21 protein-coding genes are annotated in these 20,310 nt (G+C 72.3%); 12 read left to right on the top strand and 9 right to left on the bottom strand.

The features are described 5' to 3' along the window. Positions 1-647: 647 nt before the first annotated feature. Together ACIP9H_RS24015 and ACIP9H_RS24010 are read left to right on the top strand one after the other, a co-directional pair. Complete coding sequence (locus tag ACIP9H_RS24015) at positions 648-1,295, top strand: SIMPL domain-containing protein (protein ID WP_401586096.1); 648 nt, start codon at positions 648-650, stop codon at positions 1,293-1,295. Between the two features lie 177 nt (positions 1,296-1,472). Beyond that, positions 1,473-2,678 (top strand): glycoside hydrolase family 64 protein, encoded by a 1,206-nt coding sequence (locus tag ACIP9H_RS24010; protein WP_401960688.1) that lies wholly within the window; start codon positions 1,473-1,475, stop codon positions 2,676-2,678. Here the strand turns inward: ACIP9H_RS24010 and ACIP9H_RS24005 are convergent. Further along, positions 2,671-3,513: a GntR family transcriptional regulator gene (locus ACIP9H_RS24005; protein ID WP_401586101.1), complete on the bottom strand. Its 843-nt coding sequence runs from the start codon at positions 3,511-3,513 to the stop codon at positions 2,671-2,673. The genes ACIP9H_RS24010 and ACIP9H_RS24005 overlap by 8 nt on opposite strands. Positions 3,514-3,756: 243 nt before the next feature. Here ACIP9H_RS24005 and ACIP9H_RS24000 point away from each other — a divergent pair, with 243 nt between their 5' ends. Then, positions 3,757-5,214 carry a cellulose binding domain-containing protein gene (locus ACIP9H_RS24000; RefSeq protein ID WP_401586104.1) on the top strand — a complete coding sequence of 486 codons (1,458 nt, stop codon included), beginning with the start codon at positions 3,757-3,759 and terminating at the stop codon, positions 5,212-5,214. 132 nt (positions 5,215-5,346) lie between these two features. On the opposite strand, the gene ACIP9H_RS23995 is transcribed toward ACIP9H_RS24000, so the two are convergent. Beyond that, entirely contained in the window at positions 5,347-6,273 is a 927-nt protein-coding gene (locus ACIP9H_RS23995; RefSeq protein ID WP_401960684.1) for an MHYT domain-containing protein, read from the bottom strand. A gap of 315 nt (positions 6,274-6,588) precedes the next feature. Beyond that, the gene (locus tag ACIP9H_RS23990) at positions 6,589-7,539 is read right to left on the bottom strand and encodes a squalene/phytoene synthase family protein (protein WP_401960681.1); all 951 of its coding nucleotides are present in this window, start codon (positions 7,537-7,539) and stop codon (positions 6,589-6,591) included. 454 nt (positions 7,540-7,993) lie between these two features. Between ACIP9H_RS23990 and ACIP9H_RS23985 the strand changes: the two genes are divergently transcribed. Then, positions 7,994-8,446 (top strand): DUF5990 family protein, encoded by a 453-nt coding sequence (locus tag ACIP9H_RS23985; RefSeq protein WP_401960679.1) that lies wholly within the window; start codon positions 7,994-7,996, stop codon positions 8,444-8,446. Between the two features lie 30 nt (positions 8,447-8,476). Here ACIP9H_RS23985 and ACIP9H_RS23980 read toward each other — a convergent pair whose 3' ends face one another. Further along, positions 8,477-8,638 carry a hypothetical protein gene (locus ACIP9H_RS23980; RefSeq protein ID WP_401586113.1) on the bottom strand — a complete coding sequence of 54 codons (162 nt, stop codon included), beginning with the start codon at positions 8,636-8,638 and terminating at the stop codon, positions 8,477-8,479. A gap of 384 nt (positions 8,639-9,022) precedes the next feature. Between ACIP9H_RS23980 and ACIP9H_RS23975 the strand changes: the two genes are divergently transcribed. Continuing rightward, positions 9,023-9,274: a hypothetical protein gene (locus tag ACIP9H_RS23975; protein WP_360910681.1), complete on the top strand. Its 252-nt coding sequence runs from the start codon at positions 9,023-9,025 to the stop codon at positions 9,272-9,274. Positions 9,275-9,331: 57 nt separating this feature from the next. On the opposite strand, the gene ACIP9H_RS23970 is transcribed toward ACIP9H_RS23975, so the two are convergent. After that, positions 9,332-11,098 carry an ABC transporter ATP-binding protein gene (locus tag ACIP9H_RS23970; RefSeq protein WP_401586116.1) on the bottom strand — a complete coding sequence of 589 codons (1,767 nt, stop codon included), beginning with the start codon at positions 11,096-11,098 and terminating at the stop codon, positions 9,332-9,334. A 207-nt stretch (positions 11,099-11,305) separates the two neighbouring features. Here ACIP9H_RS23970 and ACIP9H_RS23965 point away from each other — a divergent pair, with 207 nt between their 5' ends. Continuing rightward, positions 11,306-11,491: a hypothetical protein gene (locus ACIP9H_RS23965; protein WP_401586118.1), complete on the top strand. Its 186-nt coding sequence runs from the start codon at positions 11,306-11,308 to the stop codon at positions 11,489-11,491. Positions 11,492-11,512: 21 nt separating this feature from the next. Beyond that, complete coding sequence (locus tag ACIP9H_RS23960) at positions 11,513-11,848, top strand: hypothetical protein (protein WP_401586121.1); 336 nt, start codon at positions 11,513-11,515, stop codon at positions 11,846-11,848. Here the strand turns inward: ACIP9H_RS23960 and ACIP9H_RS23955 are convergent. Beyond that, positions 11,831-12,316 carry a DUF1003 domain-containing protein gene (locus ACIP9H_RS23955; RefSeq protein WP_401586123.1) on the bottom strand — a complete coding sequence of 162 codons (486 nt, stop codon included), beginning with the start codon at positions 12,314-12,316 and terminating at the stop codon, positions 11,831-11,833. The genes ACIP9H_RS23960 and ACIP9H_RS23955 overlap by 18 nt on opposite strands. A 118-nt stretch (positions 12,317-12,434) precedes the next feature. On the opposite strand from ACIP9H_RS23955, the gene ykgO reads away from it, so the two are divergent. After that, positions 12,435-12,557 (top strand): type B 50S ribosomal protein L36, encoded by a 123-nt coding sequence (gene ykgO / locus ACIP9H_RS23950; protein ID WP_319665974.1) that lies wholly within the window; start codon positions 12,435-12,437, stop codon positions 12,555-12,557. 72 nt (positions 12,558-12,629) lie between these two features. On the opposite strand, the gene ACIP9H_RS23945 is transcribed toward ykgO, so the two are convergent. Next, positions 12,630-14,834 carry a SpoIIE family protein phosphatase gene (locus ACIP9H_RS23945; RefSeq protein ID WP_401960792.1) on the bottom strand — a complete coding sequence of 735 codons (2,205 nt, stop codon included), beginning with the start codon at positions 14,832-14,834 and terminating at the stop codon, positions 12,630-12,632. Positions 14,835-15,102: 268 nt separating this feature from the next. Between ACIP9H_RS23945 and ACIP9H_RS23940 the strand changes: the two genes are divergently transcribed. Next, positions 15,103-15,996: a chitosanase gene (locus ACIP9H_RS23940; protein WP_401586127.1), complete on the top strand. Its 894-nt coding sequence runs from the start codon at positions 15,103-15,105 to the stop codon at positions 15,994-15,996. Between the two features lie 95 nt (positions 15,997-16,091). Here the strand turns inward: ACIP9H_RS23940 and ACIP9H_RS23935 are convergent, their stop codons facing one another. Together ACIP9H_RS23935 and ACIP9H_RS23930 are read right to left on the bottom strand one after the other, a co-directional pair. Further along, on the bottom strand, positions 16,092-16,460 hold the full coding sequence (locus ACIP9H_RS23935) for an antibiotic biosynthesis monooxygenase family protein (protein WP_401586130.1): 369 nt from the start codon (positions 16,458-16,460) through the stop codon (positions 16,092-16,094). Next, entirely contained in the window at positions 16,453-17,724 is a 1,272-nt protein-coding gene (locus ACIP9H_RS23930; protein ID WP_401960671.1) for a cytochrome P450, read from the bottom strand. The genes ACIP9H_RS23935 and ACIP9H_RS23930 overlap by 8 nt, the downstream gene beginning before the upstream one ends. A gap of 288 nt (positions 17,725-18,012) precedes the next feature. Here ACIP9H_RS23930 and ACIP9H_RS23925 point away from each other — a divergent pair, with 288 nt between their 5' ends. The 3 genes from ACIP9H_RS23925 to ACIP9H_RS23915 all read left to right on the top strand — a co-directional run bounded on the left by ACIP9H_RS23925 (position 18,013) and on the right by ACIP9H_RS23915 (position 20,259). Beyond that, positions 18,013-19,416 (top strand): OFA family MFS transporter, encoded by a 1,404-nt coding sequence (locus tag ACIP9H_RS23925; RefSeq protein ID WP_401586135.1) that lies wholly within the window; start codon positions 18,013-18,015, stop codon positions 19,414-19,416. Beyond that, the gene (locus ACIP9H_RS23920; protein ID WP_401586137.1) at positions 19,413-19,556 is read left to right on the top strand and encodes a hypothetical protein; all 144 of its coding nucleotides are present in this window, start codon (positions 19,413-19,415) and stop codon (positions 19,554-19,556) included. The genes ACIP9H_RS23925 and ACIP9H_RS23920 overlap by 4 nt, the downstream gene beginning before the upstream one ends. A gap of 82 nt (positions 19,557-19,638) precedes the next feature. After that, complete coding sequence (locus ACIP9H_RS23915; protein WP_401586140.1) at positions 19,639-20,259, top strand: hypothetical protein; 621 nt, start codon at positions 19,639-19,641, stop codon at positions 20,257-20,259. The last annotated feature ends 51 nt before the right edge of the window (positions 20,260-20,310 follow it).

The following is a 20,310-nucleotide window of genomic DNA, read 5'->3' as shown; positions in this document are numbered from 1 at the left end:
GCTCCGGGTACGCGGTCCTGGAGAACCCCTCGATCCACGTCCGAGGAGGACCAGGTCATGACCGACCCCGTGCCCCCGAGCCCCGTCCCCTCGCCAGGTCCCACGGGCCCCGGCCCGGGCCCCTCGCCCGGCCCCCTGCCGCCGCCCGTCGGCCCCGACCCCGTACCGCCGGAGCCGCCGCGTCCCGGCCCCGATCCGGTGCCGCCGGACCCGGCACCGCCGGGTCCCGGACCGCAACCCGGCCCGCTGCCCGACCCCGGTCCGAGCCCCGCGCCCGCCACCTGACCGCGGGAGCGGAGAACGCCACGGCCCCCGGCGCTCGGCTGACGGAGGGTCATCGCGGGCCAGGGATCCGGACGGCGCGCCGCGGTTCGTCGTCCGGATCGACGGCGCGTTCAGGAACTGGGACGTCCCCCAGGGCCCGTCCGGCAGACTCCCGCCGAGGACCATCGGCCGGCGTACGCCGACGTCGAGGAGGTCGTCCTCCGGGACACAGGGACGGACCGGCCGCGGACGACCACCCCTTCGCGGCCGTGCCCCGTCCCGGCTCGACGGCGCCGAACCCGCCCCGCAGGCGACTCCGCCGCGCGGCCGCCGGACGGGCGCCGATCTTCGGAACCTGGGGCCGTCCTGGTTGGATGGGTGGCATGAGCAGCCATCAGACCATAGACGCCCCATGGGGCATATCCGTGTTCGGTGCGGCCAGTGTGGACGCCGCGCCCGATCTGGCCCGGCTGCGCCTGGCCGTCGCACAGACGCGACCGACACCCGGTGAGGCGTTCGAGGTCACGCGGGGCGGCACCAACCGGATCCGGGAGGTGCTGCGCGGACACGGCATTCCCGACGCGGCCGTGTCCTCGTCGCGCCTGAACCTGCGATCGTCGTGGACCTACGGAAACGAGCGCACGTTCCTCGGTTACGAGTGCACGGCGTCGTTCGTGATCGAACTGCGCGAACTGGACCTCCTGGAGACCGTGCTCATCGACGTCGTCGAGGCCGGGGCGAACCATGTCGAGGGCGTGGAGTTCGACGTGAGCACCAAGAAGGACCTGCGTGCGCGGGCCCGCAAGGCCGCTGTTGCCGCCGCCCGGGAGAAGGCGGCCCTGTACGCGGAGGCAGCCTCCGTCCGGCTCGGCCCGGTGATCCACGTCAAGGACGTGGACTCCGAGCAGATGCGCAACACCCACCGCAGTCACAGCAGTGGCAGCGGGGCCGACGGCGAGGGCGATCTGACACCGGGGAAGATCACGGTCTCGGCCGGTGTGGTCATCGGGTTGTCGATCATCAGCGGCTGAGGAGAGCGGCGAACGCGGCGCCCGGCCGCGAGAGCGGCCGGGCCCGTCGCGGCAACACACCTCCCGTACAAACGACTTGGGAACAGCGGATTGACAGTGCGCGCTGTGACGCGGAGATTTGAGAGCGCTCTCATCGGAGCGCCCGCATCCTCCACCCCCCACACGAGGAGGAACCACATGCACGCCCGAGTCGCACAACGCAGAGCCCTCGCGGTGCTGTTCGCCGCGCTGCTGGTGGCCGTGGGCCTGACGGCCCTCGGCAGCACGTCCCGTGCCGGCGCCGCCGTCCCGGCCACCATCCCGCTGACCGTCACCAACAACTCCGGCCGGACAGGGCCGGTGTACCTGTACGACCTCGGCACCCAGCTGTCGACCGGACAGCAGGGCTGGGCCGACGCGAACGGTACGTTCCACGCCTGGCCCGCCGGGGGCAACCCGCCGACGCCGGCACCGGACGCGTCGATCGCCGGGCCGGCCAACGGCCGGTCGGTCACGATCCGCATGCCCAAGTTCTCGGGGCGGCTCTACTTCTCGTACGGCCAGAAACTCGTCTTCAAGGTCACGACGGGCGGCCTGGTCCAGCCCGCCGTGCAGAACCCGAGCGACCCCAACCGCGACATCCTGTTCAACTGGACCGAGTACACCCTCAACGACGCCGGGCTGTGGATCAACAGCACGCAGGTGGACATGGTCTCGGCGCCCTACGCGGTCGGCGTCGGGCTGGCCGACGGCTCCGTGAGGACCACCGGGCACCTCAAGCCCGGCGGGTACACCGGCTTCTTCGACGCGCTGCGGGCCCGGGGCGGCGGCTGGGCCGGCCTGATCCAGACCCGTTCGGACGGCACGGTCCTGCGCGCCCTGTCCCCCGGCCACGGCATCGAGACCGGCGCGCTGCCGCGCACGGTCATGGACGACTACATCAACCGCGTCTGGCAGAAGTACACGACCTCCACCCTGACCGTGACCCCGTTCGCGAACCAGCCCGGCACCAGGTACTTCGGGCGCGTCTCGGGCAACGTCATGAACTTCACCAACTCCTCCGGGTCGGTGGTCACCTCCTTCCAGAAGCCCGACAGCGACAGCGTCTTCGGCTGCTACAAGCTGCTGGACGCCCCCAACGACCTGGTGCGCGGCCCGATCTCACGCACCCTGTGCGCCGGGTTCAACCGTTCGACGCTGCTGGTCAACGCCGGCCAGCCCGACACGAGCGCGGCGAACTTCTACCAGGACGCCGTCACCAACCACTACGCCCGCGCCCTCCACGAGCGGATGGCCGACGGCAGGGCGTACGCCTTCGCCTTCGACGACGTCGGCAACCACGAGTCACTGGTCAACGACGGCAATCCGCAGCAGGCGTACATCACCCTGGACCCGTTCAGCTAGACCGCGGCTGGACGTCCCCGACGAAGGAGGCGAGCGTGCCCGCCGGTGCGGCGCGCTCGTCCGGGGGCATCCCGGGGTGGTGCCCGGCCGGTGCGGGCCCCGCCGGTACCGTGCCGGCCAGTGCGAGCCGGGACACGATGCGGTAGCGGTCGCCGCGGTAGAGCGAGTGGACGTACTCCACGGGCTGCCCCTGCGCGTCGCAGGTGAGGCGGTCGAAGAGCAGCGCCGGGGAGAGCACGGGCACGGCGAGCAGCCGTGCCTCCTCCTCGTTGGCGACCGTGGGCTCGATGGACTGGACGGCCTCGTGCACCTGCACGCCGTGCCGGTCGCGCAGGAAGGCGTAGAAGTCCCCGGACTCCATGTCGGCGGCGCACAGTCCGGGCACCAGGCCGGCGGGCACGTGCAGGTACTCCACGGCCATGGGCTCGCCGTCGACCAGCCGCAGCCGGGCGATGTAGACGATCTCGGCGGCGGGCGAGATGCGCAGCTTGCGGCCGACGCGCGCGCCCGCCCGCACGGTGGCGAACTCCAGCACACGGCTGAGCCAGTCGCCCCCGGCCTGCGGCAGGGTGAAGACGGAGGCTCCCTGGGCGAGTTCCTGGGTGATCTTGGCCGGGGCGACGAACATGCCGCTGCCGTGCCGGCGGACGAGCAGGCCGGTGTTGACGAGTTCGTCGACGGCGGAGCGCACCGTGGGCCGCGAGACGTCCAGCCGCTCGCACAGCGCGCGTTCGGACGGGATCGGCGTGCCGGGCGCCTGGGACTCGACGAGCTCCAGCAGATGGTCGCGGACCTTCTCCCGCTTCAGCGGCGACCGCGGCGCCTCGCCCGTCATGGATCATCCCCCGTTCCCTGCCCGGCAGTCGCACCGTGCGGCGCTGCGCCGTACGGTGCGAGGCTAGCCAGTTGCTGACCAGTTCACCAGTGGTTCCGGCCCAACCTGTCGACAGGGGGCCCGCGGTCCCTTGCCTCCCGGCCTCTTGACCCCCCATCAGGTCTATGCCATTTTCCCTTACCAGTGGAAGACCAGTTGCCAAGTGGTAAGCCCCACGCGCTCCACCGACTGGAAGGGATCACCATGTCAGGAACGTCCCGCACCACCGGCCCGGGCCGCGGATCCGCCCGGATCCGCACGGCCATGGCCGTCTGCGCCGCGGCCGGTCTGGCCTGTGCCGGGCTGACCGCCCTGCCCGCGTCCGCCGCGGTGGGCACCCTCAGCGCCCAGTACCGCACGAGCGCCCCGGGGGCGACCGCCGACCAGGCAGAGCCCTGGTTCGAGATCACCAACACCGGGAGCACCGGCGTCCCGCTCAGCGAGGTGACGCTGCGCTACTACTTCAAGGCCGACAGCCCCTCGACCGCGTACCGCTTCGCCTGCTCCTGGGCGGTCAAGGGGTGCGGCAACATCACCGGCACCTTCGGCACGCTCGCCAACCCCACCGCGACCGCCGACCGCTACCTGGAGATCGGCTTCACCTCCGGCGCCGGCACGCTCGCCCCGGGCCAGAACACCGGCGACATGCAGTTGCGCTTCTACCGCGCGGACTGGCAGCGGCTGACGCAGTCCGACGACTACTCCTTCAGCGGTACGCAGACCGCGTACGCGGACTGGAGCAAGGTCACCCTCCAGCGCGGCGGCTCGGTCGTCTGGGGCACCGCCCCGGCCGGCAACGACCCGACCGATCCCCCCACCGACCCGCCGACGACTCCGCCGACCGACCCGAACGCGCCCGCGCTCTTCGACGACTTCCGCTACGCCTCCAGCAGCGACGCGGCGCTGCAGAGCCACGGCTGGACCGTCAAGTCCGGCCAGGGCGGCCCGGGCGTGCCCGGCGCGACCTGGTCCCCGCAGGACGTCACCTTCGTCGCGGGCACCGGCAGCGACAAGGTCATGAATCTCCGGCTCACCACCGACGGCACCGCCGCCGGCACCAAGGAGACCGAGATCCAGACCAGTGCCCGCAAGTTCCGCAACGGCACCTACGCGGCGCGGGTCCGCTTCGACGACACCGCGGCCGGCGGCCCGGACGGGGACCACATCGTCCAGACCTTCTTCGCCTTCACCCCGCTGAACGCGCCCATGGACCCCAACTACAGCGAGCAGGACTTCGAGTACCTGCCCAACGGCGGCTGGGGCGAGCCGAGCAACATCATGTACACGACGTCCTGGGAGACCTACAACCCGGACCCGTGGAACGCGGTCAACACGCACTCGGAGAACCGCGCCGGCTACGACGGCTGGCACGACCTCCAGGTGACCATCGACAACAGCGCCATCACCTACTCCATCGACGGCCAGGTCTTCGGCACGCACGGCGAGCCGTACCTGCCCGAGACCAGCCAGTGGATCGACTTCAACCACTGGCTGATCGACCTCACCGGCCAGACCGGCAGCACCGCGCGCTCGTACGACCAGCAGGTCGACTGGGTCCTCTTCGTCAAGGACCAGGTGCTGACCCCGGCACAGGTCGCCGCCAAGGTCGCCGCCTACCGCTCGGCGGGCACGGCCTTCACCGACACCGTGCCCGGGAGCTGACCCCCGAACCCGCGCCGCCGTCCACCGCCACAGGGGCGTGGTGGACGGCGGCGCGGACCCAAAGGAGCCCGGGGCGGACTTTGTTGATTGTTCGTCATGAATTCTTGCGGCCGGTCCGGCGGCCGCCCGCGATCAGTCCCTGAATTCCCGGGATTCCCAGGATTCGCGGGACGGATCGCCCTGGGGACCGCCGAACGAGCCGTGATTCACCGGGCCGGAAACGGGCTCCTGATAGGCCGCGGGCGCCGCCGGTGCCGCGGCGGGTGAAACACGGGGGCCATTCCACGACGCGACCCGGAATTCCTCCGCCGGGACCACCGGGACCTCCGCGGCCTTCGACGCGTCCTCGACGGGACTCATGAGGACGGCGAAAGTGATCAGCATGAGTTCGAGGCCGAGTCCGATGATGAGCGGTGCGACCAGGACCAGGCCGGTGACACCGGTGTCGGTGTGGACGCCGGACACGTTGTGCACGTTCACGGCCGCCATTCCCGTGTAGTGCATTCCGCTGATCGCGACGGCCATCACCAGGGCCGCGCCGACCGTCGCCCAGGTCCCCTTCACCCGCAGGGTGAACCACAGGGCGGCGGTGGCCGCCACGACGGCGATCACCACGGAGAGCACCACGAGCGAGGTCGTGTAGGCGACCTGGCCGGGGAACAGGAGCGCCTGCATGCCCATGTAGTGCATCGCGGCGACACCGATCCCGGCGCCGACACCGCCGGTGAGCAGCCCGGACCAGGACCGCCGCACTCCGGCGACGAACATCCCGAGTCCGACGATCACGATGGCGACCAGCAGGCTGACGATGGTCAGCGGCACGTCGTAGCGGAACTCCACGCCGTCGACGGCGAAGCCGAGCATGGCGATGAAGTGCATTCCCCAGATGCCCGACCCGAGGGTCAGCGCCCCGGCGGCGAGCCACGACCAGCCCCGGGCCAGTCCCCGGGCGTGGAAACGGGCCGCGCAGGCGAGCCCGAGTCCGGAGCCCACGGCCGCCATGAGGTAGGCCAGCACGGGATACAAGGAATGCGAATAGAGATGCTGATGCTGCCCCACGAAGGAAACTCCCCACCTGGCTTGGACGGTACGCGCTGTACCGGGAAAGGAAAGGGGGGTGCGGACCATGGATCGCCCGGCACTTGTACCCACACACCTCGCCGGCGTACCGCCCGCAAATTCCTCATCGGTATCCCGCGACGGCGTCCTTGCCGTTCCACGGGGCACGGCCGCGGCGACTCCCCCCGTCGCCCGGCCACCGATGCTTGAACCTTATATTAAGTCCCTCCAGGTGCCGCACGCCCACGGCACCGGAAACACACCGTTCCCTCGGGGGGAATTCTCACCCACCGAAAACGCGCCGTCCGACGGCGCTCAGGCGCCCGGGGAGCGGCGCAGTGTGCTCGCGTACGCGCCGGCGAGAGTGCCCAGCGCGGCGGCGACCGGGCGTCGGGCCGGCCCCTGGAGCAGCGCGGAGCCGGCGCGTTCCGCCGCGCGCAGCCGGTGGCCCTGGAGGTCGATCAAAGCGCGCGTCATGGGCCGGTGCGGCGCGGGGACGAGCTCGATCAGCGGCCGGGAGTCGGCGAGGCCGCGCCGGGCGGTCGCGGCGACCTCGCGCACGAGCCCCGCGAAGTCGCCCGCCGGCGCGCCGTGTTCGAGGCCGTCACGGCTCAGACCGTGGCGGGCGAGGGCGTCCTCGGGAATGCCGAGACGGCCGGCGCGCAGGTCCTCGGCGACGTCCTCCAGGAAGTCCAGGCGCTGGGCGGCCTCGACGAAGGTGCGGCAGGCGGCACGGTAGCCGTCGTACCCGGTGGCCGGTGCCAGCAGGCGGGCGACGAGCAGGAAGGCGGGCAGGGAGTACGCGTCGACGTAGGCCTGGAAGTCGGCCTCGGCGGCGAAGCCCCGCCATCCGGCGTCGGCCGGGGCGGCAACGAGGTACTCGGCCACGACGTCACCGAGCTCGGGCCGCCGCGCGACGGTGTGGGCGAGGGCCCGCAGCAGCCGGTCGCCGTCCCCGTCGCCACCGGCACCGCCGCGGTCGCCGCCGCCGTCCGCCAGGGCCCCGCGCACACGGCGCTCCCAGGCCGTGAACGCCGTGCGGGCCGCCCCGCCGTCGGCGTCCTGGTCGAGCAGATTGTCCGTGTGGTGCATGAACGCGGTCGCGGCGACGACGTCGGGGACGAGTTCGGCCGGAAGAAGGAGCCGGACCCCGGTGAAGGTGGCACGGTCGAAGCGGGTGACCAGGCGGCGCTGGGCGGTGTAGGCCTCGCGCAGCGCCGGGTCGGCGATGCCGGCCCGGTCCAGGGTGTGCCGCCAGGTGGTCATCGTTCCGCCGCTCCGTTCGTCCGGCCACGGGGGCCCCGGCGACGAGTCGAACGCAGTAGAACCGGCAAACTCACTGCCCGGATGCCGCCGGACACCCTCTGAGCTGGGACTCACCGTACCGGGTCCTGCTCCCTGTACGGGCCGACCACTGGCCCGCGCCCACGGCGGCACACCACCCGGACAGCCCCAACCGGGCGCCCGATGACCGAAGTTGCCCGAACGGGTCCGGGGTGTCGTCACACGCCGCGCCGCCGCGCAGCCATGGCAGCGCAGGTGGCCGAGCTGACGCGCGCGCGGGGTGCCGATCCGCCGTTCCTGGCGGAGGTGGCACGGGCCGCCGCCGTAGGATGACCGGGCCGGCCCACTCCCGTGCAGAAGGCGAGCGAGACGATGCGATCCCGTGCAGTCGGCGCGCCGGGCAGGCGCGTCCTCCCCGTGGCGGGGTAGCGCCGCCGTGCGGATCCGGATCGAGGGCCACGACCTGCCCGGGCGCACCCAGAGGTGCGGCCCGGAGGGCTCGGTGTACGAGGACGTCCATGTCGCGGTCCAGCGCCGCAACCGCCCCGGGGAGCTGCTGGACCTCCAGCCGGCGGACGCCGCGGCGGTCACCTGGACGCTCGACTGCGTCGCCGTCCCGGCCGCCGGGGGCACGGACGTCAAGGGGCCCCATGTGCAGGGCGGGCCCGGTGGGCGGTTCGTCTATCTGACGTGGGGAGCGCTGGACGGCGCGGGCGGCTTCACGATGTTCCGCCGGGCGAAGCTGATGCTGGACGCCGTCGACCCCGACGTGCTGGCGGCGGCGGCCGGGTCGGGCCTGCTGGTGGGCAACCTCGGCCTCACCGACGGCGGAGGTCACCCTCTGTGCGCCGCCGTGCGGCCGCCGCGCATCGTCTGGTCGGCCGGATAGGCGGTCACGGCCGGCTCAGGGGGGCGGGGCTCAGTCCTCGCCCCGGACGATGTTCCAGTCCGTGCTGTTCTCCTGGTCCCGCTCCAAGGTGTCGGCGCGCTTGCCGGTCTTCACGATGGCCGGCCGGCAGGTACGTATCTGCTGGTCACGTGGTATTCGGGTACTGATGGGGTGGCCGTTCCTGTTGTCCACGGTCCGGTGCCTCCTCGATTCCTCTCGAATGTCGACATACCCACTTGAATAGTACATACACGAACAACCTCAGCCCTGTGCGGGCACGCTGCGTCACGGGCCACCGCCCGCGGTGACACCGGTGCGCCCGGCTCCGGACGGGATCACGGAGGGCAACGCCCGCCACGACCGCGCCTGCCCCGTCCCTCGGGGGCGGAAACCGGGCCCCGGCCCGGGAGCGGAAGACCACGAGTGGCCGACAGTCATCGGTTCCAGAAATCCCCTTGTTCCAGCAAATTGAGTGTCATATCGGGCGCGCCGCCCCGACCGCCGGGTCGCGGGGGCCGAGGCTTGCCCTGTCCAACCCCGCGGATGCCCCGGCACCCGCTGAGACAGGAGGTCACCATGCGTCTTCCCCGCTTCGCCACCGCGGTCGGCGTGGCCGTCGTCGTTGTCCTGGGCGGTGCCGCCTCCGCCGGCGCCACCACCCCGGAACTGGCCGGCACGCACGCCTCGCACTCCTCGCACGACGGCCACGGGCGGCACGGGCACCACGCCCGTCACCACCTGCGCCACCTGCCGAAGTGGCACGGTCACCGCCACCAGCGCGACAACCACCGCCACCACTCGTTCGCCAAGCACCACCACCACCGCTGATCCCTGGCGGACCGCCCTGGGGCGGCGGCGGGCACCAAGCCGGTGCCCGCCGCCGCCTCAGGCCGTCTGGGCGCTGCGCAGCGCCGCGTACGAGCCGCCGGAGCGCAGCAGTTGGTCGTGCGTCCCGGTCTCGGTGATCCGGCCGTCCTCCATGACGACGATCCGGTCGGCGTTCCTGATCGTGGACAGCCGGTGCGCGACGACGAACACCGTCCGGTTGCGCACCAGCCGCTCCAGCGCCTGCTGCACCAGTGCCTCGGACCGCGAGTCCAGAGCCGAGGTCGCCTCGTCCAGCACAAGGACACGGGGGTCCCGGATGAGGGCGCGGGCGATCGCCAGGCGCTGCTTCTGCCCGCCCGACAGACGGGCCCCGCGCTCCCCCACGATCGTGTCGAGACCGGCCGGCAGGCGCTCCACGAACTCCATCGCGTTGGCCGCCCGCAGCGCCTCCCGCACGGTCTCCTCCGCCACGCCCGGCATGCCGTAGGCCACGTTGTCGCGGATGGTGCCCTCGAAGAGGATCGACTCCTGCGGCACCACCGACAGGAAACGGCGGTAACTGCGCAGGTCCAGGGACTCCATGTCGGCCCCGTCGAGGAGGATGCGGCCCTCGGCCGGGCGCAGGAAGCCGATGACGAGGCTGAGCACGGTCGACTTGCCCGCGCCCGAGGCACCCACCAGCGCGATGGTCTCCCCGGGCCGCACGGAGAGCGTGAAGTCCCGTACGGAATGGCGTCCGGCGTCCTCGTAGACATGGCCGACGCCCTGGAAGTCGATCCGGCCGCGGACCGCCGCCACCTCGGTCTTGCCCGCGTTCTGCTCCAGGTCGGGGGCCTGGAGCACCTCACCGGCCGAACGCACCGACTCCAGGCCCTTGCTGACCACCGGGGTGAGGCTGAGCAGCGTGGTCACGGCGGCCGTGAGCGAGGAGAAGTACGTGGTGAGCATGACGACGTCGCCGGGGGTCACGCCGAGCCAGCCGTGGTACGCGGCCAGGGCGGAGCCGAGCAGGCAGCACGTGCCCAGGACGTTGAGGATGATCCAGGCGAGCGAGCCGAAGCGGCCGTTGAGCCGGTCCAGACGCAGTCCGGCGGTGAGCACCTGGCTGAGCGTGCCGTCGACCCGCCGCAGAGCTGTGGACTCCAGCCCGTGCGCGCGCGTGATGGGGATCAGGGTCGTCATCTCCGTGACCCTGGAGGACAGTTGCTCGACCTCCTGGCGGAACGACTCGTTGGACTCGCGCAGCCGGCCGCGCAGCCACATCACCAGGGCGGAGGTCGCGGGCACCACGACCAGGAAGACCGGCAGGAAGGACGGGGTCTGCACGGCGATGACCACGAGCGCCCCGCCGAGGGTGGCGAGGGCCGACAGGCCCATGTCGCCGGTCTGCTGCACGGCCTGCTCGATCGCCTCGACGTCCCGGATCACCTTGGTCTGCAGCACCGCGGAGTTGACCCGCGCGTGGTAGCCGATGGACAGCTGCTGCATCCGCTGGCACAGCGCCGAGCGCAGCCGCATGCCGGTCCGCCGCGCGCTGCCGTACCAGCAGCGCACATAGAGCAGGTGGAAGGGGTAGTTGAGCAGGAGCATCACGAGCAGCACCGCGGTGCCGAGCATCATGCCGGACAGCGGCCGGTGCTGCACGATGACGTCGATGACCTGCGCGGTGACCAGCGGGGTCAGCCAGATCGGCGTGTGCTTGACCATGAAGGCCAGCACCGCCACGGTGAGCCGGCCGCGGTCGTGGCGGAAGAGGTAGGCGAGGGTGCGGATCGGGTGTTCACCGCGGTAGCGGTGGTCGAGCGGGCCGTGCGGCGACGCCATACGGGGACTCCGGGAGCACGTGGGTGCGGGGGATGAGACGGCGCTGGCTCATCGTCCGGTCAACGCGGGATCTTAGGGTGTGCACGTTCGCACGGTCACGGTGCGGAGCACGGGCTGTCCGGTCCCGGCCGACTGGAGGCGTCCTCCGGGGGAAGCCGGAGAGGGACAGGGCGCGATGTGGCGCCCGAAACCCCTGGGGAGTCAGCCATGTTGGCCGTCATCGCGACCGTCGTCTTCGCGGTCGCCTTCGTCATCAACGCCACCGGTACCGACACCGCCGCGGTGTTCACGCCGACGAGCCTGCTGCTGGTCGGGCTCGCGCTGGTCGCCGCCCACCTCGGTGGACTGGGCAGCGGTGCCCGCTGGTCCGGTTACCGCGGCCGGCGGCGCTGAGAGCGCGGAGGGGAGACGACGATGACCGACCGCCGCGAGGAACCCGCTCCGGAGGAGTCCGACCCGCACCGGCCGGGCTTCTCCAGCCCCGGCTTCTCCACGTCCACCGGCGGGGAGGAGGCGGGCCGTGTGCCGCCGGCCCCGCCGGTCCCAAAGTACGAGGTGCCGGAGCCCGAACTGCCGGACGCGGAGGGCAGCGGCCACGCGTCGCCCGCGTTCGGGTCTCCGGGCTTCGAGTCGCCCGGCTTCTCCAGCCCCGACTTCAGCAGTCCCGATTTCAGCAGTCCCGGCCCGCTCGGCGGCGAGGACGGCGGCGGCGATGACAGCGACGACGGCACGTCAGGCGGAGGGCTTTGAGGCCTCGTCGGCCATCCGGGCCCGGCACTCGGCGATGACCCGCTGGGCGTCCCGCTCGATCTCGACGGGGTCCAGTCCGAGCGCCCGCCCTATGTGCGTCGACCAGACCTCCGAGCGCACATTGGTCTCGAAGTCCAGGTCCGCACGGATGCTGTCGCGCGCGGCCTGCCGGTTCTGGCTCACCATGACGAAGGTCGACAGGAAGATCGCCTCCAGGCTGACGACCATCGTGAGCAGCCCGAAGGGGAACCGGTCGAAGACGGCGGCAGGGCCGAGGACCCCCTCGTTGGCGAGGATCCAGCCCGCGAACCAGACCACGTGCACGTAGACGAAGCCCATCGACCCGGCGAAGCGGGTGATCACGTCCGCGACCCGGTCCTGGAGCCCGCGGCCGCGGGCGAGGAGGGCCTGCTCGTGCGACAGGGCGCTGATCACGTGCGGCAAGGGGCCGGTGCGGTGGGACGTCATGGGCACATCCTGCCCGGGCGGTGCCGACCGGCTGCGCACCGGGTACCGCGACGGGAAGAAGCCGGCCCCCTCATGCGTTGACATGCTCGTATCTCCCGCGACAACGGAAGGAGTCACCGTGAAGGTCCGTGCCTCACTGCGCTCCCTGAAGAAGGCTCCCGGCTCGCAGATCGTCCGCCGCCGCGGGCGGGTCTTCGTGATCAACAAGAGGGACCCGCGCTTCAAGGCCCGCCAGGGCTGAGCCGCCGCTCCGGGAACGGGCGCCGCGGACCGTCGCAGGACGGCGCGGCGCCCGTCCGCGTGTCCGGGCGGATCACACGACCGGCGCTCGCGCGCGCAGCAGGAGCAGGACGACGTCGTCCGTCCGGCCGCGCCTCCCGGCGGTGTGCGCGAGCAGGCCGTCGGCGACCTCCTCCAGCGACAGGTGCCCGGTGAGGGCGAGGTGCTCGGCGAGGTCGGCGAGCGCGTCGTCGATGTCCGTGCCCGGGGCCTCGACCAGGCCGTCGGTGTAGAGGGCGAGCACCGAGCCCGGTGGGAAGGGGACCTCGGTGGTGGGGTAGCACGCGTCGGACTCCACCCCGAGCAGCGGCCCGCCGGCGAGGTCGAGCACGCTGACCCGGCCGTCCGGCTCGCGCAGCAGCGGGTGCGGGTGTCCGGCCCGGGCCACGAGGGCGCGCCGCCCGGGTATGTCCAGGTGGAGGTGCACACAGCTGGCGAACAGCCCCGCGTCCAGGTCGACCAGCAGCCGGTTGGTGGACTCCATGACCTGGCCGGGCGACTGGCCGGCCGCGCTGTACGCCCGTACCGCGGTGCGCACCTGGCCCATCAGCCCCGCCGCCTTGACGTTGTGGCCCTCGACATCGCCGACCACCGCGGCCACCCGGTCGCCGACGCGGGTCATGTCGTAGAAGTCGCCCCCGATGTCCATGCCCTCGGTGCCCGGAAGGTAGCGGGCCGCGACCTCCAGGCCGTGCGGCGAGGGCAGGGTGTGCGGCAGCAGGGCCGCCTGCAGCCCGTGGGCGAGCCGGTGCTTGATGTCGTACAGCCGGGCGCGCTCGGCCGCCTGCGCGATCAGGCCACCGAGCGCGGTCAGCACGGCGCGCTCGTCGGCGGAGAAGGTGTGCGGCTCGGGGTAGCCGAGCACGCAGGAGCCCACCGCCCGTCCTGAGGCGATCAGCGGCAGGAACGCCCACGAGGCCATACCGTCGCTGACGGCCGGCCGGCCCGGGTAGAGCTGCGCCAGCCGCTCCGGCGACTCCACGAAGGACGGCGTCCCGCGCACGAGCACCTGCACACTCGCGGTCGGCGCGGACACCGGCAGCCCCTCGAAGTGGTCGAGCATCCGCGGGTCCGGGTAGCCGCGGTGTCCCAGCACCCGCATCCGGCCGCCCTCCGAGGCCAGCAGGGCGACCGTCCGGCCGCCGATGGCGGGCATGATCTCGCCCGCCAGCAGGTCCACGACGTCCTGCACCCCGGCCGCCCTGGTCAGCGCGACGGCCAGGTTCAGCACATGGGAGATGGTCACCAGCCGGGCCGCGCCGCGCGGCCCGGGGTCCGGGGATCCTCCGTGGCCGCCGTCCTCACTGTGCTCACCGCGGTGGCTGTGGTCGTTGTGGTGGCTGTGGACGGCGGGCGCGCCGGCCGAGGCCGTCGGGGCGGGCGCGACCCGCACGGTCACGCCGTCGGTGCCGGGGTGCAGGCAGAAGCGGAGCCAGTCGTTCGGCGGGCGCAGGGCGACGAACGACATGGCCCGCTGGCTGATCAGCGCACCGCGGAAGCGGTCCTCGTACGCCGGGTCGTTGAGCCAGGGCATCGCGGTCCACAACCGGGCGCTGACCAGCGCCTTGACGGGCACGCCGAGGAGGGTCGCGGCGGCGGTGTTGGCGTAGGTGACACGGCCGTGGACGTCGAGCGCGCACAGCCCGTCCGGCAGCCGGGCGACCATGTGCTCGGCGTGGACGAGGGGTGACGCGGCGGTCCGCGGGGCGGCCTCGCCGGCCTCCGCGGTGCCGGGCTCGCGGCGGACCGGCCGCCCGGCCACGGCCTCGCGCTCCAGGCGCAGGGCGAGCCGCCGGCAGGCCGAGGTGAGCAGGTCGCGTTCCAGCCCGCCGAGTTCCGGCGGGTGCGAAGCGGCCAGAACGAGGAAGACCGCGCCGTAGGGGGTCTCGTCGGTGGCGACCGGCAGCGCCGCCATGGTGTACGGGTACGGCAGCACCAGCGCGATCCGCGGGTAGACGCGCGCCATCTCGCTCTCACCGCCGATCCAGACCAGGCGGCGCTCGCGCAGGGCGTCGGCCACAGGGAGCCGCGAGGCGAGCCCCACGCGTTCCCACGGGGCGGCGAAGGCGCGCGGCAGTCCCGCGCCGACCGCCATCTCCAGGACCGGCGCGTCGGGCGCGAGCAGGTAGACCGCGCCGGCGTGGGCGTGGACGTCGTCCATCATCGAGGCCAGGGCGAGGGAGAGCAGCGCACCACCGGCCGTCCCGCCGCTGTCCGGGTACGGCAGCCCGGGAGGCATCCCGTCGGGCACGGGCACCACCTCCTCCGGCTCTATCGCTCCAGCCTGCCTCCGGGCGGCGCGCCGCGCATGCGGGCGGCGGGCTGACCAGCGCGGATCCCGGCGGCCCGGATGCCGCGGCCGACCGGGTGCGGTCTCAACTGCCGTACGGCGTCGCACAGATGGCATGTCGCGTTTTTGTTCCATCCTCTTGGCGTTCGAAGGAAGCGATGCTTCAATGTGGCGCTGTTAGGAAGGTTTCCTAACTTCTGACTCCCCGGAGACCCCCGTGCAGATCCCCCCACACCGTCATGCACGCACCCTCAACGGCAGGCGCCTGGCGCTCGGCGCGACCGCCGCCCTCTCGGCGGGCGTGCTCGCCGTGGGCGTCGGCTCGCTCGCGTCCGCCGCTCCCGCACCCGTCACCACGGCCGCGACCGCGCACGCCGCCGCGGCGGCCAAGGTCGCGGCGACCGGCCTCGACGACCCCCACAAAAAGGACATCGCGATGCAGCTGGTGTCCAGTGCAGAGAACTCCTCGCTGGACTGGAAGGCCCAGTACAAGTACATCGAGGACATCGGCGACGGACGCGGCTACACCGCCGGCATCATCGGCTTCTGCTCCGGCACCGGCGACATGCTCGACCTGGTCCAGCTCTACACCGACCGCAAGCCGGGCAACGTCCTCGCCCGCTACCTCCCGGCGCTCCGCAACGTCAACGGCACCGACTCGCACAGCGGCCTCGGCTCCGGGTTCGAGAGCGCCTGGCGGACCGCCGCCGCCGACACGGCCTTCCAGCAGGCCCAGAACGACGAGCGCGACCGGGTCTACTTCAACCCCTCGGTCCAGCAGGCCAAGGCCGACGGGCTGCGCGCGCTGGGCCAGTTCGCGTACTACGACGCGATAGTGATGCACGGCCCCGGCGACGACAAGGTCAGCTTCGGCGGCATCCGCAGGACCGCCCTGTCCAAGGCCAAGAGCCCGGCGCAGGGCGGCGACGAGAAGGCGTACATCAACGCCTTCCTCGACGCCCGCAAGGCGGCCATGAAGACCGAGGAGGCGCACAGCGACACCTCTCGCGTCGACACCGAGCAGCGCGTCTTCCTCAACAACGGCAACTTCGACCTCACCCCTCCGCTGAAGTGGAAGGTCTACGGGGACAGCTACACCATCAACCAGTGATCCCCGCGCACCACAGGACCGGGCCGGCCCCCCGTGCGAGGGGGCCGGCCCGGTCCGCGCCGGCGCCCGTGGCGGCGCCGGTGCCGTCCCGCGGGTCAGGCGACGCAGACGCCCGGGACCGCGAGCCGCTCGTACAGGTGCGGGTGGGCCACCGTGCCGTCGGGGTAGCGCTCGGCGGCGTCGCCGAACTCGGGGCTGGTGAGCGCCGCGTGCAGATGCCCGGCGGACTCCCAGACCGCGATGTTCATCAGCGCGCGGCTGCCCCCGACGCCCTTGTGCATCTGGGCGGAGATGAAGCCGGGCTGCCGCTTGAAGTACGCGGAGTCCTCGGTCCAGGCGGCCAGCACCTCCGCCACCTTGCCGTCCGGCGCCACGATGGTGTTGACCAGGACCACCGGCCCGGTCTCCTCCAGCAGCTGCTTGGGATAGGGGGACGTCTCGTCGACGTCGGCGAGCTCAATCACGGCTGTTCCTGTCGTCGGGGAGCGGTGAGGGGTCGAGCGTCACGGGGAGTTCCGCCAGTCCGCGGAACGCGGGGAAGGGGACGGCCAGCCAGCGCGCGTCCTCGGGCGGCGTGACCGGCGCGACGTGCGGGAAGCGGCCGAAGAGCGTGGCCAGGGCGATCCGCGTCTCCAGCCGGGCCAGTGGAGCCCCGACGCAGTAGTGCGGCCCGTGCCCGAAGGCCAGGTGGGAGCCGGCGTCGGCGCGGGTGACGGTGAAGCGGTCGGGTTCCCCGAAGGCCGCGGGGTCGCGGTTCGCGGAGGCGAGCGCGATCTGCACGAGCGCCCCCTTGGGGACGAGGGTGCCGCGGATCTCCACGTCCTCGGCGGCGTAGCGGAACGTGGCGTTCTCCACCGAGCCCTCGAAGCGCAGCACTTCCTCGACGGCCCGCGGCCAGAGCTCCGGGTCGCGCAGGACCGCGGACGACTGGTCCGGGTGGGCCAGCAGGTGGTGGACGGCGTTGCCGATCAGATACGCGGTCGTCTTGTGGCCGGCGAAGAGCAGTACCCAGGCCGTCGAGACGAGTTCGCGGTCGGTCAGGGCCCCGCCCTCGTCCTGCGCCCGGACCAGCGCGCTCATCAGGTCCTCGCCCGGATGCGCGCGCTTGCGGGCGACCAGCTCCACCAGGTGGTCGCGCAGCGCCCCCTCGGCCTCCTCCAGCGCCTTCCTGGCCTCGGGGCCGAAGCCGGTCTGCGCGACGGTGGCCGACCATTGCCGGGCCTGCTCGCGCTCGGACTCGGGGACGCCGAGGAGTTCGCAGATCACGTTGAGCGGCAGCGGGAAGGCGAACGCCGGAAGCAGGTCGACGGGCTCCCGTGCCGGGCACCGGTCCAGCAGTTCGTCGGCGATGCGCTGGATGCGGGGGCGCAGCGCCGCCACGCGGCGCGGGGTGAAGGCGCTGTTGACGATCCGGCGCAGGCGGGTGTGCTTCGGCGGGTCGGAGAAGAGCATGTTGTCGTCGAGCGCGACGGAGGAGTCCCCGAAGATCCGCTGGTAGGCGTCCATCGCGCCGTACATGTCCTTGCTCAGCCGCGGGTCGGCCAGCGCCGCGCGGGCGTCGTCGTACCGCGTGATCAGGTACGTCTCCACTCCATGCGGGGGCCGCATCGGGCACACCGGTGCGGCCTGCCGCAGCGCGGCGTACACCGGGTGCGGGTCGACGCGGAACTCCGGTCGCCCCTCGGCGACGGCGGCCGCCGCGTCACCGGGGGTGGCTGCGTGGGTCATGGCTGGTCCTGACATTCGGGCTGCCGTCGGTCACTGCGGCACGTCGCGTCCGCCGGGTGCTCGACGGACACATCATCGGAAACGCCACTTCGGACATCGTAGGAAGACTCCCCGGGGTCCAAATCCGGGAGGGGGCAAATGGATGACGCGCGCGAGCGGACCCCTCACGGCACCTCCGCCTCCCCCGTCACATCCGTATCGGCGACGGGCACTTCGGAAAAGGCCCTACCCAGCTATGGGTGAAAGTTGTACGGTCCACGGGGCCACGTGTCGCCAGGGAGGTATGTCATGGCCCCGCCAGCATTAACCGCTGTACCCGCTGTGCTCAGTCGCGCCCGCACCACGGCCCCGCCCGGCTGGAGCCGGTGGCTCGTGCCGCCCGCGGCGCTCTCCATCCACCTCGCGATCGGCCAGGCCTACGCCTGGAGCGTGTTCAAGCCACCGCTGGAGGGCGCCCTCCAGCTCAGCGGCACCCAGTCGGCGCTCCCCTTCCAGCTGGCGATCGTCATGCTGGGGCTGTCCGCGGCCTTCGGTGGCACCCTCGTCGAGCGCAACGGCCCGCGCTGGGCGATGTGCGTGTCCGCGCTCTGCTTCTCCTCCGGCTTCCTCATCTCCGCGCTCGGCGCCGCGACCAGCCAGTACTGGCTGATCGTGCTGGGGTACGGCTTCGTGGGCGGGATCGGCCTCGGCATCGGCTACATATCCCCGGTCTCCACCCTCATCAAGTGGTTCCCCGACCGCCCCGGACTGGCCACCGGCATCGCCATCATGGGCTTCGGCGGCGGCGCCCTGATCGCCTCGCCCTGGTCGACCCAGATGCTGTCGTCCTTCGGCGCCGACACGTCCGGCATCGCCCAGACCTTCCTGGTGATGGGCCTGGTCTACGCCGTCTTCATGTCGTTCGGCGTGCTGCTGGTACGCGTGCCGGCCGACGACTGGAAGCCGTCCGGCCGGCCCCCCGCCGCCGAGTCGGCGCGCCCCCTGGTCACGACCGCCCAGGTGTCGGCCCGCACGGCGCTGCGCACGCCGCAGTTCTGGTGCCTGTGGGTCGTGCTCTGCATGAACGTGACGGCGGGCATCGGCATCCTGGAGAAGGCCGCGCCGATGATCACCGACTTCTTCGCCGACACCTCGACGCCGGTCGCGGCCACCGCCGCCGCGGGCTTCGTCGGCGTCCTGTCGCTCGGCAACATGCTCGGCCGGATCACCTGGTCGGCCACCTCCGACCTCGTCGGGCGCAAGAACATCTACCGCGTGTACCTCGGCGTGGGCGCCCTGCTCTACCTGCTGATCGCACTCGTGGGCGACTCGTCCAAGCCGCTGTTCATCCTGGCGGCCGCGGTCATCCTGTCCTTCTACGGGGGCGGGTTCGCCACGATCCCGGCCTACCTGAAGGACCTCTTCGGCACCTACCAGGTCGGCGCCATCCACGGGCGGCTGCTGACCGCGTGGTCCACCGCCGGCGTGCTCGGGCCGCTGATCGTGAACGCGATCGCCGACCACGAGAAGTCGGCCGGGCGCACCGGCCCGGACCTCTACACGACGTCCTTCGTCATCATGATGGTCCTGCTGGTCATCGGCTTCGTCGCCAACGAACTCGTACGTCCCGTCAACGCCCGTCATCACGACGGCCCGTCGCAGACACCGGCCGTCGAGGCGGCCGGGCCCGAGTCGGAAGGAGCCGTCCGATGACCGAACCGTCCACGCCGGCCGGTGCGGAAACTCCGGACCGCCGTCCCCTGATGGCGCTCGCCTGGCTGTGGGTGGGCGCGCCCTTCGCCTACGGGGTCTACGAACTCGCCCTCAAGCTCAAGCAGTTGTTCGGCGGCTGAGGCACGGCAGGTTGTTGCGGAATCCTTACCCCCGTCCGGTGGGGGTGGGCGGGCCCGCGGGCGCACTCGTACGCTCGCGGGCATGCCCGCCTCCCTGACGGCCAGACTCGCCCTGGTCACCGCCGTTCCGCTGGCCCTCGCTGCCGCCGGTCTCCTGGTGCACCCGCACACGCTGAAGACCGCGACGGCGCATGACTGGGTTGTACTGCACGTGTGGCTGCTGCCGTTGTTCCCTCTCCTGCCGCTGGGCCTGGCCGTCCCCCTGCACGGGCGCCTCCGGCGCGACGCCGCGGGCGTGGCCGCGGCGCTGGCCTGGGTGGGCGGCTACGGCTACGCGGTCCTCTACACCGGACTGGACGCGGTCGCGGGCATCGCGGGAGGAACGGTGCGCGTGTACGACGCTCCCGGCCAGGAAGCCCTGCTGGACCACCTCTTCGCCACCGGGGGCGCCCTCGGCCGGGCGGGTGTCTGGGCCCTCGCGGGAGCCGTGCTCGCGACGGGCGCCGCGCTGCAGCTGCATGGCGGCGCACGGGACGGACTGCGGGCGGTACCCGGCACGGCCGTCCTGCTCGCCGCGTGCTGGTCCTTCCGGGACAGCCACATCTTCTGGCCCCGGGGCGTGTTCACCATGCTGGCCTTCGCCCTCGGCTTCGCCCTGCTGCTGTGGCGGTCACCGCGCCCGCCCGCACAACCGATGACCTGACGGGCACTAAGCCGCCGTGAAGTGGGGTAACCGCCTTCCGAACGAACGCGC

It is taken from the genome of Streptomyces sp. NPDC088732, assembly GCF_044751205.1.
Taxonomy (GTDB): Bacteria; Actinomycetota; Actinomycetes; order Streptomycetales; family Streptomycetaceae; genus Actinacidiphila.
This window is presented reverse-complemented; position numbering and strand designations above follow the sequence as displayed.

Excerpts from the sequence above, each read along its gene's own strand:
- ACIP9H_RS24005 (WP_401586101.1), bottom strand. The coding sequence starts at position 3,513 with ATGACGGGCGAGGCGCCGCGGTCGCCGCTGAAGCGGGAGAAGGTCCGC.
- ACIP9H_RS23955 (WP_401586123.1), bottom strand. The coding sequence starts at position 12,316 with ATGACGTCCCACCGCACCGGCCCCTTGCCGCACGTGATCAGCGCCCTG.
- ACIP9H_RS23930 (WP_401960671.1), bottom strand. The coding sequence starts at position 17,724 with ATGACCCACGCAGCCACCCCCGGTGACGCGGCGGCCGCCGTCGCCGAG.
- ACIP9H_RS23990 (WP_401960681.1), bottom strand. The coding sequence starts at position 7,539 with ATGACCACCTGGCGGCACACCCTGGACCGGGCCGGCATCGCCGACCCG.
- ACIP9H_RS23945 (WP_401960792.1), bottom strand. The coding sequence starts at position 14,834 with ATGCCTCCCGGGCTGCCGTACCCGGACAGCGGCGGGACGGCCGGTGGT.
- ACIP9H_RS23925 (WP_401586135.1), top strand. The coding sequence starts at position 18,013 with ATGGCCCCGCCAGCATTAACCGCTGTACCCGCTGTGCTCAGTCGCGCC.
- ACIP9H_RS23915 (WP_401586140.1), top strand. The coding sequence starts at position 19,639 with ATGCCCGCCTCCCTGACGGCCAGACTCGCCCTGGTCACCGCCGTTCCG.
- ACIP9H_RS23960 (WP_401586121.1), top strand. The coding sequence starts at position 11,513 with ATGACCGACCGCCGCGAGGAACCCGCTCCGGAGGAGTCCGACCCGCAC.
- ACIP9H_RS24015 (WP_401586096.1), top strand. The coding sequence starts at position 648 with ATGAGCAGCCATCAGACCATAGACGCCCCATGGGGCATATCCGTGTTC.
- ACIP9H_RS23970 (WP_401586116.1), bottom strand. The coding sequence starts at position 11,098 with ATGGCGTCGCCGCACGGCCCGCTCGACCACCGCTACCGCGGTGAACAC.
- ACIP9H_RS23975 (WP_360910681.1), top strand. The coding sequence starts at position 9,023 with ATGCGTCTTCCCCGCTTCGCCACCGCGGTCGGCGTGGCCGTCGTCGTT.
- ACIP9H_RS24010 (WP_401960688.1), top strand. The coding sequence starts at position 1,473 with ATGCACGCCCGAGTCGCACAACGCAGAGCCCTCGCGGTGCTGTTCGCC.
- ACIP9H_RS24000 (WP_401586104.1), top strand. The coding sequence starts at position 3,757 with ATGTCAGGAACGTCCCGCACCACCGGCCCGGGCCGCGGATCCGCCCGG.
- ACIP9H_RS23965 (WP_401586118.1), top strand. The coding sequence starts at position 11,306 with ATGTTGGCCGTCATCGCGACCGTCGTCTTCGCGGTCGCCTTCGTCATC.
- ACIP9H_RS23920 (WP_401586137.1), top strand. The coding sequence starts at position 19,413 with ATGACCGAACCGTCCACGCCGGCCGGTGCGGAAACTCCGGACCGCCGT.